The organism is Mesorhizobium denitrificans, assembly GCF_003403035.1.
Classification (GTDB): Bacteria; Pseudomonadota; Alphaproteobacteria; order Rhizobiales; family Rhizobiaceae; genus Mesorhizobium_G; species Mesorhizobium_G denitrificans.
The window spans coordinates 46724-69163 of sequence record NZ_QURN01000006.1 but is presented as its reverse complement, the minus strand read 5'-3'; the positions used below and the strand labels follow the sequence as shown (position 1 = coordinate 69163).

Below are 22440 nucleotides of genomic sequence, written 5' to 3'. Positions count from 1 at the left end.
ATCCGAAATCAAACGCTCATGACAGGGTGCAGAAACTCCGGTTTAGATTTTTCAGACAGCGGAAAAAAATCTGCGCATGAGGGGCGGACGGGTTTTGGCTGATCGGTGGTTGATGGGTCTTTACCCGCCCCCCGGCAGTTCAAACGATGGCATTCATATTTCATCATTTGCTAAAACTTTCCCACACAGGTTTTGCTAAGATGATTGGGGCGCTCGGTTACCGGTGCGATGCGCTGGAGGTTTTCGCCACGCCCGCCCCGCTTCTGCGAGAGGGTTGCGATCCATTTGATAATCAAAAAGGGAAAAGAAGGAGGGCGCGCAAATAAGCGCCCCTCTTTCCTTTACATAGTAAAGGAGGGTGTGTGTGTAAGGCGTCTGTAGGTACTTTTTGCGGCGTCTGTAAGCGTCTGTAGGGCGTCTGTCAGATCGTCTGTGTGCATAGCCGTGATTGGCGTCTGTAAGGCGTCTGCACCTATGTTTTCCGGCGTTTGCGGGCGTCTGCACCGCGTCTGTAACTTTCGGCCATTGCGTTTGCATCGCGTCTGTCATGTACCCGCAAGCCACCAAGATCATCATTCTTCACCATATTTCAGCGGTGTGATGTGAAGCCGCTGTGTCTTACGCCCGTTTTCGTGAACCGCGATTTTACCCGCAGCGAGCAGCCTCTTCATGGCTTTTCCAAATTGCTCTTTCGTGACGCCTTCCGCCGCGTCGTCTTTTGCGAAAAGTGATGGCGCGTAATTTGATCCGGGATTCGGACCCACTGATAGGTTGTTGTCATTGTACCACCGCAACAGGATCATGAAGACACGATCAGCCTTTGCCGCAAGTGCGTCCTTGTTCAGACTCGTTTCCACACCATCGGCCACAAAGCGCCAGTTTTCCCAACGCATATGGACGACCTCGCCTTGCTTAGCGTAGTTAACTTTGTTCGAGGTAAGCGTCCGCAAGTCTTCGTTCTTCTCAAGGCCTTTCTCGCCCTTTACGCGTTCGAAATAGACCTTGGAACGAACTCTGTTCCCCCAACCTGTAGTGCCGGAACGGCCTGTCCCGTCATTCATGCCCGACACGGAGGGATGTGCTAGCAGAAGCACTGCACAGCGCGATTGAAGGGCGATGCCGTCCAATAGCGAAATAAACTGTGTTGCCTGAGAGCGGTCGTTCTCATTTCCGGCGAAAACATTCGAGAGATTATCGATTACTACGAGCTTTGCCTGAAGCTCGGCGACCTTCCGTGCAAGCTCTCCAAACAACTCAGTCGCTTTGACAACACCATCTTTCCGAACAGTGGCGAGCAATGCATCTTTTCCGACCAAGGGGAGGATATGGAGGTCTTTGAGATCGTTGGGGTCGATATTTTCACCTTCGCAAATCTTGGCAATGCGGCGACGAATTTCATCGAGATCGTCCTCAGCGGACAAATAGATCGCTGATCCACCTTTAACTTTCTTGGAAAGCCATTCTGTATCCGTCGCAACTGCAATCGCAGTTTGCAAGGCAAGAAGGGATTTTCCTACGGCCCCGTCACCACTCAGTTGTGTAACGGCCTTTACCGGGATCAGCTCGCGATCATCGAGAAATTCACGCGGGGGAATGTCTTGACCTGCGAAATCCGAACCACAGACCCAGGTCGCCTTTTGCAACCGTGCGGCGTCTGCCGTATTGTTGGTTTCATCGTGGAACTTGCTTTCAGGCAACATGCGGGGGCCTTTGCTTATGCCGTAAGCCAGCCCGTCATTAATCGTCTGTTCCACGGAGCGATCCCCGTCATCCTTGATGTGACCATTCGTGTGGCAGGCATCTGTCAGTGCGCTGACGACTTCGCTTTTGGTAAGCGCGCCTGCCGCAACAATCGTTCCCATGCTTATGGCGCTGTTGAGTGTATGGTTATGGCGCTCGCCCGTGGGGGCTCCGGCCAGTTTGGCCGCTTCGCTTTCCAGCGCCTTCCTGCCGTACTCAGGCGTTGCAGGCTTTGTGCCCGCAGGCTGAGCCATCTGCTGCTGTGCCGTTTGCTGATACTGCCTGTCAACGGCGGATGGCTTCCGCCGTGCCTCCTCAATCCACTGATACAGCCAGTCAGGCGCTGTCGCGATTTTGTAGAGGCTAAACGGGTCTTCAAACGTATAGCGCTCATTGGCGCTTGTGATCGAACCGGCAGCGATGATGTAGTTGCCGTCGCCGCGAGTATCGATATGCTTTTTGTCAAGATTGGTCCAACCCCTGATCGGGTGAGCCGGGTCGTATGCAAAATACAGATGACGTCCGCCATGTGCAGAAACGACGGTATGGGTGATAATCGGATCGGCATTGTATTGGCGGAGTAGCTTTTCGAACTCTTCAACGCCATCGACCTGATTGCCTTCCTTCGGCCTATCAAGGTCGAGCACCCACACACCAGACACTGCGCCGGTTGGAATGCCGATCATGGCGTCGGGCGTCCAGTCCCACGATTGTTTAATCTGTGCCGGATCGGTCGTGGCATCGTAGAAGCCGTTTTTTGTCAGCGGGCTATTGGTTTGCGGGTTGACGGGGAAAACAGGAAAGCCGTTACGGGCGTATTCAAGTGCCTGCTCGATCACGGGCAGGTTTTTAGTCGGAGTAGAATGCACGGAGGTAATCCTCAAAGAGGAAATCGATGTGTGCGCGTGCCGCTTTAAGATGGCTGCGGGCGGCAACTGTCCGTCCATCCGCAACCGCCTTTTCGGCTTCTTCCAATACGCGCGTAACCCGGCAGAGGGCCTTGACGACCGTGCTGTCGGGCAGAAGAAATTTGTTTTCGGGCATCATGGTGTGAGAGCCGCTACACGGCACCCATGATAAGTGCGCCCACCAGCGCACCGGCCAGCATGGCAAGAAAAATGGAACCGACAGCCTCGATCATGCTGCCGTCTCCTTGAAGAAATTCATCAACTGTTCGCGGTCGCAAACCCACTGCGAACCGATCTTCTTTGCGGGAATACGTCCCTTGGCGAGAAGGTGGAAGGTTGCGCGCTCGGTGCGCCCGATTGCCTTTGCAATCTCCTTCACTTCCCAGAGCAGAGGCGAGGTTTCATTAGTGTCAGTCATATGGACTTTCCTTTATTTGTGACATATGATGACAAAATAGGACATACGGGGGTCTGTGTCAATATGAGACAGAGCGTAATGAGCAGCCGAAAAGGAGAAGATATGAAACCCGATGAAGAAGCCCGCCTGACTTTCAGGTATCCCGCTAGCCTTCGAGACCTTCTGACCGAAGAGGCAGAAGCAAATAACCGCTCGCTTGGCGCTGAAATCGTCCACCGCTTGCAGATGTCCTTCGTTAAGGCTGTGGATCGTGCAATGGGCATCGATGATCGGCTCACCCTCGCCATCGAGCGACTTGCCGCAGCGGTGGAGAAGACTAATGAGCGTTCGTAAACGTGTATGGACCACAAAAGGCGAGCGCAGAGAGGCTTGGATTGTCGATTACGTCGATACAAAAAACGTGCGCCGACTGAAGACTTTCGCGAAGAAGAAGGATGCCGACCAGTTTTCCGCCACAGCCAAGGTCGAGGTTCGCGATGGTGTTCACGTTGCCGACCGAGCCACTGTGACCGTTAGCAAAGCCGGTAAATTCTGGCTCGCAAGTGGCGATGAGGCACGATTGGAACGTAGCACCATGAACCAACGTAAGCGACACCTCACGCTGCATATAGAGCCATTTATTGGAAGCACGCTGCTATCCAAGCTAACTGTGCCTGCCATACGCGATTTCGAGGATAAGCTGCGAGCACAGGGCCGCACAGCGGTAATGGTCAAGAAGGTTGTAGGATCGCTTGGAGCAATAATCACCGATGGGCAGGAACGCGGGCTAATCACGCGTAACCCTGTGAAGGATATCCGTGGAACGCGTCGCAGAGGCCGCGAGAAACAGGCAGAAAGGCGTCAGAAAGCGCGTTTGCTGGTGGGAACAGACATTCCGGCACCGAACGAGATCAAAGCGTTTGTGGGCAAACTGTCGGGCCGCTGGCGGCCACTGTTCCTGACACTGATCTTCACCGGCGTTCGCTCCAGCGAATTGCGCGGCTTACGCTGGCAGGATGTAGACCTTGAAGGGCGATCTGTCAGCGTTCGGCAACGGGCCGACGAGTTCGGCGATATTGGCCGCCCAAAATCTGGTGCTGGCGAAAGGACTATCCCTGTTCCGCCAATGGTGGTGAATGCACTCAGAGAATGGAGGCTCGGCTACAGCAGGCCAGTCAAAGGCAGGGACAATGAGGGCAACCCAATCCGCGAAGACGCCCGCCCCTCGCATCTGATTTTCGCCAACGGCAACGGCAAGGTCGAGAGCCATGCTAACATCATCAGCCGTGGACTTGTGCCGACGATGATCGCGGCTGGCGTTACAGTGGACACGGGCGATCTGAATAAGGACGGCAAGCCGATCCTCGCCGCAAAGTACACCGGCTTGCATGCGCTCCGGCATTTCTATGCATCATGGCTCATCAATCGGCCGCAGGAGGGCGGTCTGGGCCTGCCGTTGAAAGTGGTGCAGGAACGCATGGGCCATTCATCGATCACAATGACGGCAGACGTCTATGGACATCTCTTTCCGCGTACCAATGATGCTGATGAACTAGCTGCTGCCGAAGCTGCGCTGCTCGGATAAGTGGCACATAAAATCGATTCAGACCGATTGACTATTATTGACTGTTAAGCAGTTGAGTCTTATCTCTCCTCATACAGCTGGGCAGATCCAGCAACGAGATAAACGGTGAGACAGCCCATCCGATAAGCACTGCAGTAGCGGCGCTTGGATGGGCTGGATCCGTTTTGGGGGAACATGTATCTCGCGCGCTATGCCATCTTGCTTGATGGCGGATTTGTAACTCGCAAGCTCAAAGAAAAGCTCGGAAGACCGGCATTGGCCGATGATATAATCGACCTGTGCAACGAAATCCGTGCAAATGAGCACCTCAAAAGCTACGAACTCATGCGCATATACTATTATGATGCGCCGCCTTCAGGCGAAACGATCCTAAAGCCGGTCAGCAATGAAGAGTTTCCCCTTTCTTCGACCGAACGATATCGGCATTCGCAGAGCCTGTATGATCAACTCGAATTGAAAGACGGGGTGGCCATCCGAATGGGTGAGACGCGGCTTACGCCTCAGCAGTGGAAGATGAAGCCGAGATCAGCCAAGCAGTTGATAAAGACCCCGCGCGCGATAACTGACAAAGATTTTGACCTCGATATAGGCCAAAAAGGCGTTGATATCCGCATCGGTCTTGACATGGCTCGGTTAGCGTTGCGCGATACTGTTCGAGCGGTTGCAGTGGTTACAGGCGACAGCGATTTTGTGCCGGCTTTTAAATTTGTCCGCCGCGAGGGCGTGAAGGTTATGCTTTGCACTCTGGGACACAAAGGTGCACGGCGAGAGTTAAAAGCCCATGCAGACTTCGTACTTTCGTGATTAAACGCGACATGGACGCGACAAATCTGCCAAAAACCAATAAAACAGGCAATTCACCAAGGAATCATAATCCTTGTGTCGGGGGTTCAAATCCCTCCTCCGCTACCAGAACCTCTTTTTCAGCGCGGTTTCGATTGCCAACTAGTTCTGTGCCGGCGCTGCCGGGAAATAGTAGAGCGTCGTGTAGCCGCCCAGACTACGATTATACGCAGGGCGACGCGACGAAAGCAGCGCTTCAGATGCGTCTCGCCAAAGCGGGCGTCGTGATAGCAACTCCAGCCAGCTGAAGTACTGCTTGTCCTTCAAAAACTCTGTGTCCTGATTCGGCGTATTTGCGGCCTGCGCAGCAGTCTCTGGCGAGAGTATCGATGCGACTGAGAAACTCACGACTTCGTCGAGCGAGCGCCCGTTGAATTTGAGGTTGTACATATCGTAGCCCTGCCGCGCCGCCACTTCAGCGATGAAGGCCAGATACATAGTGGCATACACCTGATACTTGGCGGAATATTGCTGACGGGTCATTTCAAGGCGAAGCGCACCATCTGGCGAGGCATCTGAAAGCGCGGAATAGATGGCGCTGATACCGACTCGAAAAAGGGCGTCATCGTCGACAACAACGCCGATAATCGCAGCGTAAAGCGCGCGACGATAAAAATGGTTGTTGCAGCACGTATTATCGTCCGTTCCAGGATGCGCGAGATGCATCTTCGCGGCCTTTGCCAACCATGACTCGATGCGTCCTTTCTCCTCGTCGTGACCAACTATGTCGCCGCGAATGATCGAATAGGCAAAGGCGGCCGCGAAAAGGGATGACTCGATCTGATACCAGGTTTGGCGCTCCGAAGTCTCGATATCGAACTTGAGAAAGGCGCCATTTGCCGCCCAATGATCCAGAAGAGAAATGAGGCATTCGCCCGATTTTTTGTCCGGCGCTATGAATTGCTGGGCAGCCAGATTGCTGACCATGTCCTCGAAGTCATGATACGGCGCTGCGGCTCGACGCCACGCATCGCGGTCCTCGTAAAAACGGGGAGTGACTTCCGCCCCTGATATAACGGGGATCGACACGCTTGCAGCGCACAGTTCGCGTTTTTTCAGGCGCGACATTACTGCGCGCAAACCACGATCAGTCGTGTGGGCAAGCTCAGCCCTACGCTGCTCCTTATCGAAATAACCCGCGTTTTTGTCGTGGACGCTATACACGCTCAAATCGAGAAGCGCGCGTTCCTCCGATGACATTGAGAACGCCGCAGCGGGAATAAAGGCCAGAAGGAAGGGAAGCGCTGCAGCGAGCACAGTTGAAACCTTCGGCCAGGCGAGATGGCGCAATGAATTTATTTCCATATTAGAACGTCCGCAGGGGTTCCGGGGATGAGTTCATCCACTGCGCCGTCAATCACAAGCTCGACGGTGACAAAGCCTTCACGCTTGCCGAGTCCTATTTTTGGCGCAGGTACAAACTCGTATTTTACTGCTCCTACATGAGCACTACGACCGATAGCCGAGCCAGCAGGCGTAACGGTAGCCATCTGCCCGGGTGATATGTTGAGTGCGTCCGCAGGCGAGACCAGCGCTTCCACGCGGATCTGGTCGGCACCAGACGCAACAAGGCTGACCAACAACGTGCCGGGCGCGACCGGCGTATTCGGCGGCGCAGCCCAGATAACTTTGCACTCGCACTGGGATCGATAAGATAGCGCTTGCCGGCGCCGCTCCAGCGCAGCAATTCGACCTTGAATTATTTCCTGCTTGCCGGCGGAAGATGGAACGCTCTCGCTTTCCTTCAATAGAGCCAGATCCGCTTCTTCCATCTTCATGGAAGCTTCCAGATCATCCGAGACAACACGGGCGAGGAACTGTCCCGGTTTTGCCTTTGCCCCGACACCGACTATATCCGGCGCAACGCTTCCATATTCGTGACTTATGAGATCTGTGCGCGGCGCAGAAATTGCTGCCGCTTCTGCACGTATGCGCGTCATGTCATAATAAATTTGCTGGGCTGTGAACGTTACGCCGAACGCCAGCAGCAAGGCGCTGGCCCCAAAAACCAGCCACGGAAATATCCCGCGCCGTACTGACGGAGTTGAAGCCTGCTTTAGCGGCGTTTCACTATCCCAGCCTTTCGCAAGATCTTCCGCGCGGGGAAGCCACCCGGTTACGGCGATGCGTACGAAATTGCTAAGTGTAGTCGCGGCTTCTTCGCTGATATCAGCGATGTCCAATTTCGTCATACCGGGTTCACAAGCATTCGCCATGACACTCAGCGACAAAACAAATTCTGTTCCAGAGAGCGTGAGACGCACGGACACATCAATTGGCTGCGACGCCGGAAAAGCTGGCATCTCATGATCGTTGGCAACAACAAGATGGGTGCGTGACAGCCTTATCCCTTTGTAACAGTGCTCGCCGTGAAAAACCTTGAATGGCAGAGTAACCTCAACGCCTTCTCTTGAATCCCGCCGTTCAACTTCCAACCCCTGAGGGAGGGGCTTCGCCACCGCATGCAGATTCATCAGCTTTCACCCATGAAACGGGCAACGCTGACCGCTGCTACCGCGATGAAAAATATCGAAAAGAGGTGAAGGCATGTCGCTGCGAGCCGAGCGGGCTTGCTGGATTCCTTGCGCGAAATACCCTGCCTCGTCCAGCTTTGAAGATATGGATGGAAGGCCATATAAATCTTCAGGGCGCTTCCCCAATACTGAGTGTAGAGAAGAAGCATTGGCCAAGCCGGATGAAAGCCGCCATAAATTGCGCCATACGCCGCTGACAATATCGTGCGCGACATGACAACCCAAGCAGCGCATATTATGAGTAGGTCGGGGTGCCCGCGCAGCAACGTCACGATGGCCATTGCGCATCCAAGCTGGGTCGTCCAAGGCGAAATTCGCTGATCGACGAGACACCACCACAGAAACGGGCCGCAGCGTTTGACGCCGAGCCCTATGGCGCGGCCATTTTCCCTGCGCATGTTCCCGAACCACCGCATCATCAATGATGTGCTTTCGGCAACGAAACCCCGGTTTCCCGGCATTGCTTCGAACGACGTCGCAAGCACATCCGGCAAGTAGGCCATCCGCCCACCGTCTTTCAAAACCTGGTGCCATGCAGATTTGTCGTCGCCGCTCAACAGCTTGATGCGGCCATGCAGCCAGTGGCTTATGCTGTCGCGCTCAATGATATTTATGAACGCGGGCTTGATGACCTCTGAGGTCCGGTAAAGTGAAAATCGCCCCGTCAGAACCAAAAGCCGCCCGGAAAGCGAAAGCGATGACATCAAAAGATGCCGCTGGGCAAATCTGAGTTGATACCAATGGCGGACCAGATTTCCGCCCTCGACCTTCGCATCATTATTTGTGGTCACTGCCGCCAGCTTTGGATTGGCGGCCATAAAGTCGATGCATTTGGCAAGCGCACAAGGTGATAGCACAACATCGCCGTCCAGCAGCACCGTCACCGAATTCCGCGACGGCTGCTCCCTCGCGATAGCGCGCAAAGCCATAGCCATGGCTTCGCGCTTGCCATCACCTCTTTGGAACTGCACAATTATGCGCAGAGCCTCGGGATTTCCTGCTTCTTCAAGCAATTCTGCAAGAATTGCGCAATCACGATCGGACGTGACCGAGGCAACAAGCGTGGCCGGGATTGCGCTTGAAATACAATTTGCAATCAAAGAACGATAGACGGCGCGGAACTGGGTTTCCGGGATACGAAATGAGCAGATAACTCCAAAAATATGCTCAATTGGATGGGCCGGGCCCAGCGCAGCCGCTGCGGCGCGACGGCGCGGAAATACGAACCCCAAATATAACAGGCCTCGAATGAAATGGAGGGTTCCCCAGCTATATCGCCATACGGCGATAAATCCGAACGCAAGAAAAAATCTCGACGGCACCGCCGAATGCGGCCATTTGAGAAGCGTGGTCACAGCCAAGCACAGTATCGCACCACCCAGAGCCCATGGCCAAGAACGCTCGATAAACTCCGTTGGCTGGAGACCGCGCGCTCTATGCACCGGCAAGCCTTCCGAGCGAGAACCTGGCAGCGACCGGCTTGAAAATTGACTGTGCTTTTCCAACGTCCGGCAACGTCTAGAACTGGTACGTTGCGCTTATACCAAGATAGGGCAAGTCGATTTTTTCGCTTTCACCCTCATTGTGACTATAGCCAATACGGAACGACAGGCCGAGCTTGTCCACTTTGACGCCGGTCAAAAACAATCCAAAATCATATCTTTGGTTTTTGGAGGTATAGGCAACGCCGACTTCCGGACCAATAATCTTATTGCCGAAATGCTTACCAACCTGAAGGCGTGAGACAACCCTATCCGTTGCGGTGTCGTAACTGGCAGTCCCATTGACATAGGTCGGTGCGGACCAGGGCGAAGTGGCCTACATCAAGACCTTAAATGCGAGCCCGTCCGTGTTGTTGTTTTCTCCACCTCGGCCACGATAGAGCGCGCCCGCGAGTGCGCGGAACCGCCAGCCCTGATAATAACTCTGCCAGCCCGCAAGGGCTTCAAGCGAATAGTTGCTGCCACTGTAAGCCGGATTAAATATGTAATCCTCGTCCGTTTCGCCCGAGGAAGCCCCAAGTCGCACAATCGCGCCGCTTTTACGAAGATTTCCCGAGAATGCATGCAAATAGGAGATTGAGCCACCGATCCGATTGCTGCCCAAATTACCGCCAAGCGTGAACTGATCCGCCTTTTCGGCAGCCGCTGCCGAGCCCGCCAAGGCGAAGAGCAGGAAAGGGCTCAACAGCGAAAGCCGTACCGCACGCCAATTTCCCAAGGTGCTCCGAATACTCCAAGCATGCATAGATTATGCCCCCGAATACAAAACGCCACGCAGCGTTCAAATTTAATATTAGTATCTCTTTATTAGTTGAATATCATGTAACTACCGGCGTCAAGGCACAACGAGCGATCAATCGCTGGTTTATCACAAACGATTTTGACAGGCGCTCGCGCCGAACGGCAGCTCTATCAAGCCAGTTTTCGGGTCAGAGTTTGAGGGCGATTTGGATCGCGAGGCGGGTAGGATCTTGCAGGCACAGGGCGACCAACGAGAAAACCTTGCGCCTTGTCGATGCCGAGTTTGCGCAAAAACGCCATCTGCTCTTCGGTCTCGACCCCTTCGATCAAAATCTTGTGGCCGTGATTGCGAACCAGGCTGATCATATCCTGGAACATCGCCTTTCCTCTCGGCAAGCCCGCATCATGCAGGAAGGAGCGGTCGATCTTCACGGTGTCGAAGTCGATCAATCTAAGCCACGACAAGCTTGCAAAGCCGGTTCCGAAATCATCCAGCCAGATGTTGATGCCCAAGGCACGCAAATCGCTGATGCAGGTCGCGATCTCTGGCTGACGTTCAAGGTCCAGCCCCTCGGTTATCTCAAAAGCAAGGCGTTGCCCCGCAACCCCGGTTTCCGACAGGATTGCCCCGACCGACGCCGCAAAGCCGGGTGCCTTGAGCTGGATCGGCGAAACATTGACCGTCACCATTTCGATCCGGTTTTCGACCAGCATTTCGGTGCAGGCTTTTTCGACCGCCCATCGACCCAGTTCGATAATCGCGCCGGTGCGCTCCGCAATTGGCACGAAAAGATTGGGTGATATGGAACTTCCGTCCGGCGCCTTTAGCCGCATCAAAGTCTCAACAGCCTCCATGCGACCGGTGCGGATGTCCAGTATCGGCTGATATGCGAGAGCCACCAAATCCTGCGCAATGGCTTCATTGAGCCACAGCGCAATGTCTTCGCTCTCGGCGCCGAATTCGAGATCGGCCGGATCAAACAGCCGCACGCAATTGCGGCCATTCGCCTTCGCCAGATAAAGCGCGCGATCAGCCTCGTGAATGATCTTCTCGAATTTCGTGCCGATCTGCTTGCGTGTGAAGGCACCGCCAATGCTGACCGTTACGACAGACATACCGTCATGCCGCTTTTCGTGGACCAGTCCCAAATCCTCGACGGCCCTGCGCATCGCCTCAGTCAACTCGGCAATTTGTCTTTTGCTCCTGGCGCGCGCCAGCACAAGAAATTCCTCGCCGCCATAGCGCCCAATGGTTGCCTCGTGATTCTTGACGACATGGCTCAAAGCCTCAGCGACAAATACCAGACAGCCGTCGCCCTCCTGATGGCCGTAATAGTCGTTGAACTTCTTGAAGTAATCGACGTCGATCAACATGGCAGCGAAGTTGCGCCCCGACTGCTTCCACTCGCGCCAATATTCGCGCAGGCTTTCGTCGATAGCGCGCCGGTTCTTCAATCCCGTGAGCGAGTCGGTGCGCGACAAGCGCAGCAGCGCCTGACCGCGCTCAATCGCTTCATTTTGTCGGGCCTCAGCTTCCAGCGCTTTCAAGAAAACATTGAAGCGTTCGCGGTTGAGCTTCCAGTTGATGTGCGACGAAAACGCAAAGCACGACACATAGAAGACGACCAGCGTTATCCGATACGCCCAGTCGGACGAAAACTCAAAAAGAGCGAGCAGAAAGATGACGAGAACCAGCCCTGATGTGATGACCGACATCAAAAAACGCAGGCTGAAAAAGAGGTTCGCGCCCATCATGAAGATGGCGCCGAAAATCATGTAATAAGAGAATGTCTGCTTGAATACAGTCTCTGACGCGGGCAACAGCCAGACCAGATAGCCCGATACGATCGTCAGAGCGCACGTGAAGTCGAGCCAGGTTGTTTGAACATTGTACCTGTATTGAAGCTCGATGACGGTGAGCACAAGCGCTGCAAGCAGAAAACGCGCCGAAACGGTGTAAATCGCCACATCCGGGATGAGCAGAATGTCGGTGATGGCGAAAAGCAAATAAACCGCGACAGAAATCCATAAACCGCTGCGCGATTCCTGACTGCGCGCGGCGGCACCACGCTCGTCATACAACGCACGCAGTTCCTTCTCCGAGTGCGCGACACGCGGCTCGAGCGGTTCCATTTCAGCAGATTCATACAGATGCGGACTCATCCACCCGCCCGTGCAACTGCAACAGAGCAGCGTGAAAATAGTCCGTCACGGGCATTCAACAAAGAGCTCTCCTGCTGCCTCGAATGCGACCCGCTGACGCCATAAAATTATTAATGGGGCAGGTCTTAAGGAATGCTAGTGCAGCAAACCAAATTTTAGTTAATTTAAAGGCGAAGTGTCATAGGAAAAGGAGGCACGCGCAATCCTGCACTAGATTGGCTCGATTCGCCAATTTGGACAGAGTGCCGAGACTAAACCCCACGCATTTTTATTACAAAGGTACCTAACTTGGCTGAGTTCGCACTTGATGGCAAAAGCCTGATCACCCCGGAGGCTTTTCTTCGAGAATTCGCACATCCGCGCCCAGTCGCATTCGAAACACAGTTCGAAGAAGCGGCCGCCCATATGGCGCTGATCCTGAATTTCGCCCATCAGCAATTCGTCGCTGAAGCAGAGCCCGCTCCGATTATCAATCGGGTCGCGCGAGAACTCCACAAAATTCGCCTCAAATATTCCGGGAGCGTTTGGCAAGCACTTATTCCGCTGGCGCAGCAGCACCCAGTTGCAAGTTTCTTTCTCCAGGACCCCTTCACCCGCTGGTCTTTCACCAAGCCGCGCGGCTATTCCGGCGACGCACATCTTCTGGACTTTATCTATCGCCACCCGAGTGCAGATAATGACCTGGCAGATGCCTCCGATCTCGGCAAGCAACTCTATGCCAGCACGAGCGATTCCGCATCTTCGCAGGCGGTGCGCGAGCGCCGGGAAATTTTGGCAGCGAAAGTGGACGAAGTTGCCGAGGCAAATGGTCCCGGAACCGAGGTTTTCACCATTGCGGCCGGACACCTGCGCGAGGCTGAACTTTCCAAGGCGCTGAAAAACAAAAAGCTGAAGCGCTGGGTCGCTCTCGACCAGGATCCCGAAAGCATCGCCACCATTCGCGAAAAGTGGAAAGGCACCGCAGTTGAGCCGCTCGACGGTTCGGTGCGCACCATTCTGGGCAGCACGAACTCCATCGGCACCTTTGATCTGGTCTATGCGGCTGGGCTTTATGACTATCTGGCGCAAAATGTCGCCACCAAGCTGACGCAACGCTGCCTGCGCCTTCTCAAGCCCGGCGGCGTCTTCCTGTTTGCAAATTTCGCGCAGGGGATTGCTGACGACGGGTTCATGGAAACCTTCATGAACTGGCCGTTGCTGCTGCGCTCTGAAAAGCAGATGTGGAGCATCATCGAAGGCAGCGTCGACAATTCCATCATCGATGCGAATGTGTATTTCGGGGCCAACCACAACGTGATCTACGGCGTGGTAATGAAGGGCTAAGCAGCCCGATTTCGCGTTCTGGCAAGCAAAACAAAAGCCCGGCGGATTGCTCCGCCGGGCCTTTTTATTGAGCGCTAAGGCTTATTTCTGCGGCTTGTAGGTGTACTTGCCGTCGTCGCCCTTGACCCATTCGTACATGATGTAGCCTGGCAGCTTCGGATCACCCTTCTCGTCGAAGCCCATTTCACCGAGCACGGTCTTGAAGGTGTTTGCCTTGATAGCCTTGGCAACTTCCTGCGGGTCGGTCGAATTAGCTGCCTTTGCAGCTTCCGCGATCACCTGCATCGCTGCATAGGAATACAGCGTGTAAGCTTCAGGGTTGAAGCCAGCAGCCTTGAACTTCTCAACCAGTTCCTTGTTGGCCGGATCCAGTGTCGGATCTGGACCGAAGGTGTTCAAGGTACCGGCAACTGCGTCACCAGCGATCGAAGCGAGTTCGTTCGACACAATGCCGTCGCCCGAAACGAGCGTAGCCTTGAGACCCTGGTCAGCAGCCTGACGGATGATCAGACCAGCTTCCGTGTGCAGGCCGCCCCAATAGATGATCGAGACGCCAGCTTCCTTCATCTTGCCGATAAGGGCGGAGAAGTCCTTGTCGCCGATGTTCACGCCTTCGTACATGACTTCCTGCAGACCGCCAGCGTTCATCGCCTTTTTGGTCTCGTCTGCAAGGCCCTGACCGTATGGGGTCTTGTCGTGCACGATTGCGATCTTCGCATCCTTGAAGTGGTCTACAAGGTACTTGCCGGCAACGACGCCCTGCTGGTCATCGCGGCCGCAGGTGCGGAACACGTTCCAGAGACCACGCTCGGTGAACACCGGGTTGGTAGCAGCCGGGGTGATTTCGAGGATGCCGTTTTCAGCGTAAACTTCAGAAGCGGGGATCGAAACGCCCGAGTTGAAGTGACCGACAACGAACTTCACGCCGTCAGCGACGAACTTGTTCGCGACGGAGATGCCCTGCTTCGGATCGGAAACGTCGTCACCGACGACAACCTTCACCTGCTCACCGTTGATGCCACCGGCAGCATTGATGTCAGCAGCGGCCTGTTCAGCGCCCTTCTGCAGCTGTGCACCGAAAGCGGCGTTTGGACCAGTGATCGGGCCGGCGACACCGACCGTGATATCCGCCCATGCGCTGCCGGAGAACGCGACGAGCGCGGTCATGGCAACGGCGGACAAAAGAGTTTTCTTCATAGAGTGGCTCCCATTAAATGAGTGGGCGTTTGGTTGAATTTCGGCGATGCCCACCCAATCGCAGAAAAGGTACAATGCTGATTTTACAGCACTTGTCACGCCAATTCCCCCTTACGAGGTTGTATTGGCGAAGCTTAGCTTCTTGCCCTCCAGCTGAGGGGTGAAGCACGTTCATACAACCAGTGGTACTGGCTAACCATTTGGTTGGTTCGCGTATACTTATAGCCGAGGATGCCGAACACGAGCAGCACGATCGTATCGACAATATAATATCTCAGCGAGAACATCGTGCCGTCGAAAAGCGCGTGGTGAATGAAGCGCACGCCAACACCCAGCCCCATCAAATAAAGCACGAGCGTAAGATATGGCCGCCACGTCTGCGCACAAGCCTTGCCCGTCATCCAGGCCGCCCACCCGCCGAGCACGAGAGTCACGAAAAAGAACTGCCAGATGGAGGCTTCTTCGTAGAGAATTCCTTGCATTGTTCGATTCCTAAACCTTGCTTGCCGTCTTCATGCCTGCAACCAGACCGAGCGAAACATCAATGCCTTCCGCCTTCGAGATAGGCGGCGCGCACTTCCGGATTTGAAAGCAAATCCTTGCCCGAACCGCTCATCGTGACGTTACCGTTGACCAGAACATATCCGCGATGCGCAAGCTTCAACGCACCGAAAGCATTTTGCTCGACCAGGAACACTGTCAGTTTCTGGGTCTTGTTGAGTTCCCGGATTGCTTCGAAGATCTGCTTCACGATCAAGGGAGCAAGACCGAGTGATGGCTCATCGAGTAGCAACAGCTTCGGACGCGCCATTAGCGCGCGGCCAATCGAAAGCATTTGCTGCTCGCCACCCGAAAGCGTGCCGCCGCGCTGTGTAATGCGTTCCTTGAGGCGCGGGAAAAGCGTAAAGACCTTCTCCACGTCCTCATCGAAATATTTCAGATTATCGAGGCTGGCGCCCATCTGAAGATTTTCCAGAACGGTCATGCGCGGGAAAATGCGGCGGCCTTCCGGTGATTGCGCGATACGAAGCCGCGCAATCTCGTGGGTCGGCATGTTCGTGATATCCGTGCCATCGAATGTGATCTGGCCAGCACGCGCGCGCGGGCTACCGAAGATCGTCATCATTAGCGTGGATTTTCCGGCGCCGTTTGCGCCGATGATCGTGACAATCTCGCCTGCATTGACGTCAACATTCACGCCATTGAGCGCGCGAATATTGCCGTAGAAAGTTTCGACGCCGCGAATTTGTAGGAGCGGACCATTCGACATTATTTAGTGCTCCCACGCTTGGCCGGCTTGGCGGATTTCGCCGCTAGCTGCTTCGCCTGACCAATCCAATCCTCTCGCGCAATTCTGCCATCGAACTCGAGATAAGCCTCGACGGCTGCGATGTCGGCATGCTTCCACGCCGCGATCTGATCGAAATGATAAATTCCGTGTTCATTCAGCTTGCGCTTGTTGATCGGACCGATGCCCTTGATGAGCAAGAGATCGTCGGGCTTGCCACCGCGCGGCGTTGACAGCTTGTTGGAAATGCTCAAGCCGGTTGTGGATTTAGATGCCTTGGTCGACCTTGCTGATCCAGCGCTTTTCGATGCCGGCTTCGACGCTTTCGCCGGAGCACTGGCTGCCCGCTTGCTCAATGCGTCGACTTGTGCCGCCTTGGAAGCGCCGGGCGAAACCCGCATTACTTCACCGTCTGGATCGCTGTGCCCGATGGTGTCGCTTATCGGCCCGGCCATGAAGGAGGACGACGCACCCGGACCATGGGCCGGATCCGGCTCACCGTCCAGTTGCTCGATGACTTCCTCGTCACCGACCTGGACGAGCACGTCCTCCACCTCTTCGTCTTCGACGCCGAGATAGGCGGCGATAACGCGCGGATCGCTCTTCACGAACGACGGGTCGCCATCCGAAATCTTGCGACCATATTCAAGCACCACGACGTGGTCGGAAATCTGCATGACGACCGACATGTCATGCTCGATGAGAAGGATCGACGTTCCGGTCGTGTCCTTGATGTCGTTGAGCAAGGTGTTGAGCGCAAGGGATTCGCGAGGGTTCAGACCTGCAGCCGGCTCGTCGAGACAAAGCAGTTCCGGCATCGTGCACATTGCACGTGCAATTTCGAGTCGACGCTGATCACCATATGGCAGCGAACCGGCTGGATCATCCGCGCGGCTTGTCAGATCCGCCTTGTCGAGCCAGAACTTCGCCAACTCGATCGATTCATTGGCCGCTGCTTTATAACCACCAATGCCGAGCAGGCCCATGATGGTAAAGCCGGAAGCCTTCATCAGCTTGTTGTGCTGAGCAACCAGAAGATTTTCCAAAACGGTCATGCCCGAGAACAGGCGGATGTTCTGGAAAGTACGCGCGACTTTCGCGCGCTTGTTGATGTCGTGGCCCGGCAGACGTTCCAGCAAATACTGGGTACCGTCTTTCGAGGTGAGGGTTATCATGCCCTCAGTCGGCTTGTAGAAACCGGTGATGCAATTGAACACCGTTGTCTTGCCGGCACCGTTCGGGCCAATCAGCGCGGTAATTTCACCGCGCCTGGCTTCGAACGAGAGGTCACCGATCGCGACCAGTCCGCCGAACTTCATCGACAGATGTTCGACCTTGAGTATGGGTTCATTCATGCCTGATACGCTCGTATTCATCAGCCGTGTCCTTCCTTGGTGAAGGAGGCAGAGACAGTCTTTCTCTCGTGCAGGAAGGCAGTGGGCTCGCGGCTACCGACGAAGCCACGCGGCTTCCACAGCATCACCACAACCATCGCCAGACCAAACAGCAACATGCGGTAGAGTTCAGGCGTAAAGTCTGGGCCAAACACTACCTTGAGGAACTGCAATTCGCGCAGAAGCTCGGTGCCGCCGATCATAACCGCCGCAGCAATCGCGATGCCGATGAGCGATCCCATGCCACCGAGAACAACGATCGCAAGAATGATTGCAGACTCGATGAAGATGAAGGATTCTGGGCTCACGAAACCCTGGCGAGCAGCAAAGAACGAACCGGCAAACCCTGCAAACATTGCACCGATTGAGAACGCCGTCAGCTTCGTTGTCGTCGTATTGATGCCCAGCGAGCGGCAAGCGATTTCGTCTTCACGAAGCGCCTCCCATGCGCGACCGATTGGCATACGACGAAGCCGAATGGTCACATAGGCAGTGAGCAGACACAGCGCGAGGATGAGATAGTACAAGAATATCTTGTAATACACGCTCGACGTTGGAAGGTCGAAAACCTTGGCGATGTAATTCGGGTCCGAAACGTTGAACGTGAAGAGCCCGAAGAAGCTGATTTTCGGAATGCCGGATATACCAGCCGCACCATTGGTGACTTCGCGCCAATTGATGAGCACGAGGCGGATGATTTCACCGAAAGCCAGCGTGACGATTGCAAGATAGTCACCGCGCAAACGCAACACCGGGAAGCCGAGGATCACCCCCCAGAAGGCGGCGAGAATGCCGGCCATCGGCAACAATATCCAGAAGGATAGACCGAAATAGTGCCCGAGCAGCGCATAGGAATAAGCACCAACCGCATAGAAGGCGACATATCCCAGATCAAGCAAACCAGCGAGGCCGACAACGATATTCAGGCCCCATGCAAGCATCACATAGATAAGGATCTGGATGCCGAAATTGTCGATCCACTTCAGCGAGCCTTGCAGCCCCGAAAGAGTGATCGCAATGGCCGGGAAAATGACAAGGAACGCGATTGCGAGCTTGGAGAAATTCCGGCTCACAAAATTCGGCTCCGCGACAACATTCGAAGCAGCCTTGTGCGCCTTGCGACGCTCCGCCGCTGGAAGGATGAACGCAACGAACACGAAGCGGACAACCATTACCAGCGCAACAAGAGTTGCCAGCAGGCCCCAACGCTGAACGAGGATCAACTCGTTCCGGATATTCTGCGTGGTTTCAAGACCGACAAAGAGGAAGAACAACCCGAAGGAAAGCAGCCCGGCATAAAATGCCTCGCGCAACGCCAACGCAAAATTGTTTTCTGGTTCGCTTTTTTCAACAGCGGCCATGGGTCAGACCTTTTCAACTTCAGGCCGGCCAAGAATGCCGGACGGCAGGAAGATCAGCACGATCGCAAGTATCGAGAACGCAGCAACGTCCTTGTAGTCGATCGAGAAATAGGCTGACCAAAGAGATTCGATTAGACCGATCAGGACACCACCGATGACGGCACCCGGCAGCGAGCCTATGCCACCTAGAACTGCGGCGGTAAACGCCTTCACACCCGGAACGAAGCCATCGGAGAAGGACACCACGCCGTAGTACATGAGGTAGAGCGTACCCGCGACGGCGGCGAGCGCAGCACCCATGATAAAGGTGATCGAGATCGTCTTGTCCACATCGATGCCAAGCAAAGACGCCATCTTGCGGTCCTGCTCACAAGCGCGCTGCGCACGACCCAGAGCCGTCTTGTTGACCAGGTACCAGAACACCGCCAGCAACAGCGCCGTAACCACAACGATCACCAACTGCTTGAGCGAGATCGAGATACCGCCGACGTTGTAAACCTCGGTGATGAGCGGCGGGATCGGCTTGTTGCGCGGACCCTGCGTAACCTGCACGAAGTTGGACAGGACGATCGACATGCCGATCGCGGTGATCAACGGCGCGAGGCGGAACGATCCGCGCAGTGGCCGATAAGCGACCTTCTCAATCGTCCAATTGTACAGGCTGGTCATCACCATCGCGACGACCATCATGATCAGCAGGAACAAAACGACGTTTATTCCGGCGAAGACCGATGTGAGGATGAGAAAGACGATAAGCGCGACAAATGCGCCAACCATAAAAATATCGCCGTGAGCGAAGTTGATCATGCCGACGATGCCGTAGACCATCGTATAGCCGATCGCGATCAAACCATAGATAGCCCCCAGCGTCAGCCCATTCACAAGCTGCTGGATAAAGTACTGCATAGCTGCATTGCTCCCCAGGAATGTCGCCGTTGCCGGTCGCATTCCGTTATGTTGTTCTGATAGTCCTAAGCGATTGGCTAAGGAATGCAACGCCATTTCTTGCCGGCTTCTTCAACTCTGATGAAGCCGCGACTCGCTGTTGCAGTCCTATTTTCTATCCCCTCTCCCAATTTCGGCGCTTCGCTAGCGCAAACCGAAACAGGAATCCAGATATTTTAGCACCTCCTCACAAAGAAACTTTTTAACCTGTGTATTCTTGCGCATTTTTGCGCATTATTTGACGATGAACCCTTGGGCAAACGGATCGCGGTCGTCGATGAAAATCGTGTTGTAGCCGGTCATGCGCGCCCAGCCGCCAATCGACGGAATGATGCCGGTCTTGTTTGCGACAGTGACTTCGCGCTCGACGCGGCCTTTGAACAGCGACCCGATGATGGACTCGTGATTGAAGTTTTCGCCGACCTTGAGCTTGCCTTTGGCGTGCAGTTGCGCCATGCGGGCCGACGTGCCCGTACCGCAGGGGGAACGGTCAATAGCCTTGTCGCCATAGAACACCGCGTTGCGCGCATCGCCTTCCGGCGTGATGGGCGCGCCGGTCCAGAGCATATGGCTTAACCGGTCAATCTCGGGCTTCTCTGGATGAACGAAGCTGTACTTCTCGTTCAGGCGCTGGCGTACGATTGGGCTCCATGCGATCAACTCGCCAGCGCTGTAATCCGCCATGTCGCGGAAGTTCTTCTGTGGGTCGACGATGGCATAGAAATTGCCGCCATAGGCGACATCCACAACAATTTCGCCCAGCACAGGGCAATCGACGGTTAGCCCCTCCGCATAAAGGAATGACGGGACATTGGTGATTCGCACTTCTTCGACATAGTCCCCGACCTGCTTGTATTCGGCGACGACCAGACCGGCAGGCGTATCAAGATTGAGACGGCCCGGCGTTCTGGGTCGCACCAGCCCGTTCTCGATTGCCATCGTGACGGTGCCAATAGTCCCATGCCCGCACATGGGCAGACAGCCGGACGTCTCAATGAACAGGATGCCGATGTCGCAATCATCGCGTGTCGGCGGATAAAGGATCGACCCGGACATCATGTCGTGACCGCGCGGCTCAAACATGAGGCCGGTGCGTATCCAGTCAAATTCCGCGAGGAAATGCGCGCGGCGCTCCATCATGGAATTGCCCTGGAGCAGCGGACCACCGCCCGCCACGAGGCGCACAGGATTGCCGCACGTATGCCCATCGATGCAAGTGAAGGTGTTGCGGGCCATTTTTACTCCATTAGAAACGCTGGGCCGAAAAAGGTTTCAGATCGACAGGCAATGTTTGGCCGAGCACAAGGTCGCGGATCAAGCGCCCTGTCGCCGCAGCCTGTGTCAGCCCAAGATGCCCGTGACCGAAGGCATAAAGTACCGATGAATTTGCGCGCGATGCACCAATGACGGGAAGCGAATCGGGCAAGGATGGCCGATAGCCCATCCATTCGCGACCATCGCGACTGTCGAAGCCCGGCAGGAATGCCTTGACCTTCTCAACCATCGCTTTCGAGCGCTTGTAATTTGGCGGCAGGCGCAACCCGCCAAGCTCCACCGCTCCACCGACGCGCACCGCACCTTGCAGCGGGGTGATGACGAAGCCGTGGCTGGAAAAGATGAGCTGAAGCTTTATGTCGAAGGCGGCGGCAGGAAATGTCGTGTTGTAGCCGCGTTCCGTTTCCAGCGGCACGCTGTCGCCAAAGCTGCGCGCAAGCAGATGTGACCACGCGCCAGCGGCAATGATCAGGCGAGACGCCTCTACGGTTTTGCCGTCATCAAACGTGAGCGTTACGCCGTTGCCGCTGGGCGTGGCGTCCTTGACCAGGTTGTGGACGAAACGCGCGCCATTGGATTCCGCATAGCGCCAGATGGCCTTGCCGAGATCCTGCGGGTTGCTGACCGTCTTCCAGCCCGAAACAAACGTGCCACGAATAAAGCGCGGCGACAGGCCCGGCTGAAGTTTGCCAAGATCATCGCGCGCAACATGCTCGAAATTGATGCCGAACCGTGCGCGCGCCTGCCAGCCCGGCAATGCGGACTGGAATTCGCTCTCGCTCTCATAAAGCTCCAACGAACCATCTTCACGCAGAAAGGACCGCGTGCCGGAGCGATCCATAAGCGCGCCCCATTCCGCCTCTGCGAGCTGCATCAAGGCAACCTGCGCGGCCAGCGCATTTTCATAATTGGCCCTGGAGCCCGCACGCCAGAAACGAAACAGCCACGGCAGAAGTTTTGGCAGATAGCTGGGTGGGATTGCCAGCGGGCCGAGCGGGTCGCTCAGCCAGCGCGGCAGGTTGCGCATCATGCCCTTGTGGGCAAGCGGCAGCACATCGGAGAAAGCAAAAGCGGCGGCATTGCCGGAACTGGTTTCCTCGCAAATGCCGGTACGATCAAACACAGTGACCTTGCGCCCCGCTTCCGCGAGATAGGCAGCAGCGGCAATCCCGATGATGCCGCCGCCGATAATTGCAATGTCCCGATTGTCCTTGGACAAAACCCGCCTCGTCGAAGATCAACAG

General features: G+C 55.3%; 20 protein-coding genes and 1 pseudogene. 4 read left to right on the top strand and 17 right to left on the bottom strand.

All coding sequences use genetic code 11. The annotated features are described in order from the left end of the window. Positions 1–572: 572 nt before the first annotated feature. The 3 genes from DY251_RS08880 to DY251_RS08875 all read right to left on the bottom strand — a co-directional run bounded on the left by DY251_RS08880 (position 573) and on the right by DY251_RS08875 (position 3066). Positions 573–2609, bottom strand: coding sequence for a bifunctional DNA primase/polymerase (locus DY251_RS08880; protein WP_158553239.1), 2037 nt, complete (start codon positions 2607–2609; stop codon positions 573–575). Then, positions 2590–2787, bottom strand: a complete 198-nt coding sequence (locus tag DY251_RS21455; protein ID WP_158553238.1) for a hypothetical protein — start codon at positions 2785–2787, stop codon at positions 2590–2592. The genes DY251_RS08880 and DY251_RS21455 overlap by 20 nt, the downstream gene beginning before the upstream one ends. A 90-nt stretch (positions 2788–2877) precedes the next feature. Beyond that, a complete protein-coding gene (locus DY251_RS08875) occupies positions 2878–3066 on the bottom strand; it encodes a MerR family transcriptional regulator (protein ID WP_116623539.1) in 189 nt (62 codons plus the stop codon). Between the two features lie 102 nt (positions 3067–3168). Between DY251_RS08875 and DY251_RS08870 the strand changes: the two genes are divergently transcribed. The 3 genes from DY251_RS08870 to DY251_RS08860 all read left to right on the top strand — a co-directional run bounded on the left by DY251_RS08870 (position 3169) and on the right by DY251_RS08860 (position 5434). Further along, positions 3169–3399, top strand: a complete 231-nt coding sequence (locus DY251_RS08870; protein ID WP_116623814.1) for an Arc family DNA-binding protein — start codon at positions 3169–3171, stop codon at positions 3397–3399. Beyond that, positions 3386–4630 carry a tyrosine-type recombinase/integrase gene (locus DY251_RS08865; RefSeq protein WP_116623538.1) on the top strand — a complete coding sequence of 415 codons (1245 nt, stop codon included), beginning with the start codon at positions 3386–3388 and terminating at the stop codon, positions 4628–4630. Before DY251_RS08870 ends, DY251_RS08865 begins: the two co-directional genes overlap by 14 nt. 174 nt (positions 4631–4804) lie before the next feature. After that, positions 4805–5434, top strand: coding sequence for an NYN domain-containing protein (locus tag DY251_RS08860; RefSeq protein ID WP_116623537.1), 630 nt, complete (start codon positions 4805–4807; stop codon positions 5432–5434). Between the two features lie 141 nt (positions 5435–5575). On the opposite strand, the gene DY251_RS08855 is transcribed toward DY251_RS08860, so the two are convergent. From DY251_RS08855 to DY251_RS08830, 6 genes and pseudogenes are all read right to left on the bottom strand, one after another. Next, the gene (locus tag DY251_RS08855) at positions 5576–6778 is read right to left on the bottom strand and encodes an alginate lyase family protein (RefSeq protein WP_116623536.1); all 1203 of its coding nucleotides are present in this window, start codon (positions 6776–6778) and stop codon (positions 5576–5578) included. Further along, the gene (locus DY251_RS08850; RefSeq protein WP_137113609.1) at positions 6769–7665 is read right to left on the bottom strand and encodes an efflux RND transporter periplasmic adaptor subunit; all 897 of its coding nucleotides are present in this window, start codon (positions 7663–7665) and stop codon (positions 6769–6771) included. The genes DY251_RS08855 and DY251_RS08850 overlap by 10 nt, the downstream gene beginning before the upstream one ends. Positions 7666–7946: 281 nt before the next feature. Next, a complete protein-coding gene (locus DY251_RS08845; RefSeq protein ID WP_158553237.1) occupies positions 7947–9239 on the bottom strand; it encodes a glycosyltransferase in 1293 nt (430 codons plus the stop codon). Between the two features lie 286 nt (positions 9240–9525). Further along, positions 9526–9798, bottom strand: a pseudogene (gene bcsS / locus DY251_RS21950) (cellulose biosynthesis protein BcsS); the annotation flags it as partial. Between the two features lie 27 nt (positions 9799–9825). After that, positions 9826–10194 carry a hypothetical protein gene (locus DY251_RS08835; RefSeq protein WP_137113608.1) on the bottom strand — a complete coding sequence of 123 codons (369 nt, stop codon included), beginning with the start codon at positions 10192–10194 and terminating at the stop codon, positions 9826–9828. Between the two features lie 227 nt (positions 10195–10421). Continuing rightward, complete coding sequence (locus DY251_RS08830) at positions 10422–12383, bottom strand: putative bifunctional diguanylate cyclase/phosphodiesterase (protein WP_425373290.1); 1962 nt, start codon at positions 12381–12383, stop codon at positions 10422–10424. Positions 12384–12701: 318 nt separating this feature from the next. Between DY251_RS08830 and DY251_RS08825 the strand changes: the two genes are divergently transcribed. After that, positions 12702–13736 (top strand): class I SAM-dependent methyltransferase, encoded by a 1035-nt coding sequence (locus tag DY251_RS08825; protein WP_116623530.1) that lies wholly within the window; start codon positions 12702–12704, stop codon positions 13734–13736. Between the two features lie 81 nt (positions 13737–13817). Here the strand turns inward: DY251_RS08825 and DY251_RS08820 are convergent, their stop codons facing one another. The 8 genes from DY251_RS08820 to DY251_RS08785 all read right to left on the bottom strand — a co-directional run bounded on the left by DY251_RS08820 (position 13818) and on the right by DY251_RS08785 (position 22415). Continuing rightward, positions 13818–14933: a branched-chain amino acid ABC transporter substrate-binding protein gene (locus tag DY251_RS08820; RefSeq protein ID WP_116623529.1), complete on the bottom strand. Its 1116-nt coding sequence runs from the start codon at positions 14931–14933 to the stop codon at positions 13818–13820. A gap of 134 nt (positions 14934–15067) precedes the next feature. Then, positions 15068–15415, bottom strand: a complete 348-nt coding sequence (locus DY251_RS08815; protein WP_116623528.1) for a DUF6867 family protein — start codon at positions 15413–15415, stop codon at positions 15068–15070. A gap of 59 nt (positions 15416–15474) precedes the next feature. Continuing rightward, entirely contained in the window at positions 15475–16203 is a 729-nt protein-coding gene (locus DY251_RS08810; protein WP_116623527.1) for an ABC transporter ATP-binding protein, read from the bottom strand. Continuing rightward, positions 16203–17597, bottom strand: a complete 1395-nt coding sequence (locus DY251_RS08805; protein ID WP_116623526.1) for an ATP-binding cassette domain-containing protein — start codon at positions 17595–17597, stop codon at positions 16203–16205. Before DY251_RS08805 ends, DY251_RS08810 begins: the two co-directional genes overlap by 1 nt. Then, positions 17597–18976: a high-affinity branched-chain amino acid ABC transporter permease LivM gene (gene livM, locus DY251_RS08800; protein WP_116623525.1), complete on the bottom strand. Its 1380-nt coding sequence runs from the start codon at positions 18974–18976 to the stop codon at positions 17597–17599. Before livM ends, DY251_RS08805 begins: the two co-directional genes overlap by 1 nt. A 3-nt stretch (positions 18977–18979) precedes the next feature. Beyond that, positions 18980–19882: a branched-chain amino acid ABC transporter permease gene (locus DY251_RS08795; protein WP_116623524.1), complete on the bottom strand. Its 903-nt coding sequence runs from the start codon at positions 19880–19882 to the stop codon at positions 18980–18982. Between the two features lie 273 nt (positions 19883–20155). Next, positions 20156–21157, bottom strand: a complete 1002-nt coding sequence (locus tag DY251_RS08790; protein ID WP_116623523.1) for a 4-hydroxyproline epimerase — start codon at positions 21155–21157, stop codon at positions 20156–20158. A 10-nt stretch (positions 21158–21167) separates the two neighbouring features. Next, entirely contained in the window at positions 21168–22415 is a 1248-nt protein-coding gene (locus tag DY251_RS08785) for an NAD(P)/FAD-dependent oxidoreductase (RefSeq protein ID WP_116623522.1), read from the bottom strand. Between the last annotated feature and the right edge of the window lie 25 nt (positions 22416–22440).

Excerpts from the sequence above, each read along its gene's own strand:
- DY251_RS08795 (WP_116623524.1), bottom strand. The coding sequence starts at position 19,882 with ATGCAGTACTTTATCCAGCAGCTTGTGAATGGGCTGACGCTGGGGGCT.
- DY251_RS08870 (WP_116623814.1), top strand. The coding sequence starts at position 3,169 with ATGAAACCCGATGAAGAAGCCCGCCTGACTTTCAGGTATCCCGCTAGC.
- DY251_RS08790 (WP_116623523.1), bottom strand. The coding sequence starts at position 21,157 with ATGGCCCGCAACACCTTCACTTGCATCGATGGGCATACGTGCGGCAAT.
- DY251_RS08805 (WP_116623526.1), bottom strand. The coding sequence starts at position 17,597 with ATGAATACGAGCGTATCAGGCATGAATGAACCCATACTCAAGGTCGAA.
- DY251_RS08815 (WP_116623528.1), bottom strand. The coding sequence starts at position 15,415 with ATGCAAGGAATTCTCTACGAAGAAGCCTCCATCTGGCAGTTCTTTTTC.
- DY251_RS21455 (WP_158553238.1), bottom strand. The coding sequence starts at position 2,787 with ATGATGCCCGAAAACAAATTTCTTCTGCCCGACAGCACGGTCGTCAAG.
- DY251_RS08850 (WP_137113609.1), bottom strand. The coding sequence starts at position 7,665 with ATGACGAAATTGGACATCGCTGATATCAGCGAAGAAGCCGCGACTACA.
- DY251_RS08875 (WP_116623539.1), bottom strand. The coding sequence starts at position 3,066 with ATGACTGACACTAATGAAACCTCGCCTCTGCTCTGGGAAGTGAAGGAG.
- DY251_RS08865 (WP_116623538.1), top strand. The coding sequence starts at position 3,386 with ATGAGCGTTCGTAAACGTGTATGGACCACAAAAGGCGAGCGCAGAGAG.
- DY251_RS08810 (WP_116623527.1), bottom strand. The coding sequence starts at position 16,203 with ATGTCGAATGGTCCGCTCCTACAAATTCGCGGCGTCGAAACTTTCTAC.
- DY251_RS08820 (WP_116623529.1), bottom strand. The coding sequence starts at position 14,933 with ATGAAGAAAACTCTTTTGTCCGCCGTTGCCATGACCGCGCTCGTCGCG.
- livM (WP_116623525.1), bottom strand. The coding sequence starts at position 18,976 with ATGGCCGCTGTTGAAAAAAGCGAACCAGAAAACAATTTTGCGTTGGCG.
- DY251_RS08830 (WP_425373290.1), bottom strand. The coding sequence starts at position 12,383 with ATGGAACCGCTCGAGCCGCGTGTCGCGCACTCGGAGAAGGAACTGCGT.
- DY251_RS08860 (WP_116623537.1), top strand. The coding sequence starts at position 4,805 with ATGTATCTCGCGCGCTATGCCATCTTGCTTGATGGCGGATTTGTAACT.
- DY251_RS08855 (WP_116623536.1), bottom strand. The coding sequence starts at position 6,778 with ATGGAAATAAATTCATTGCGCCATCTCGCCTGGCCGAAGGTTTCAACT.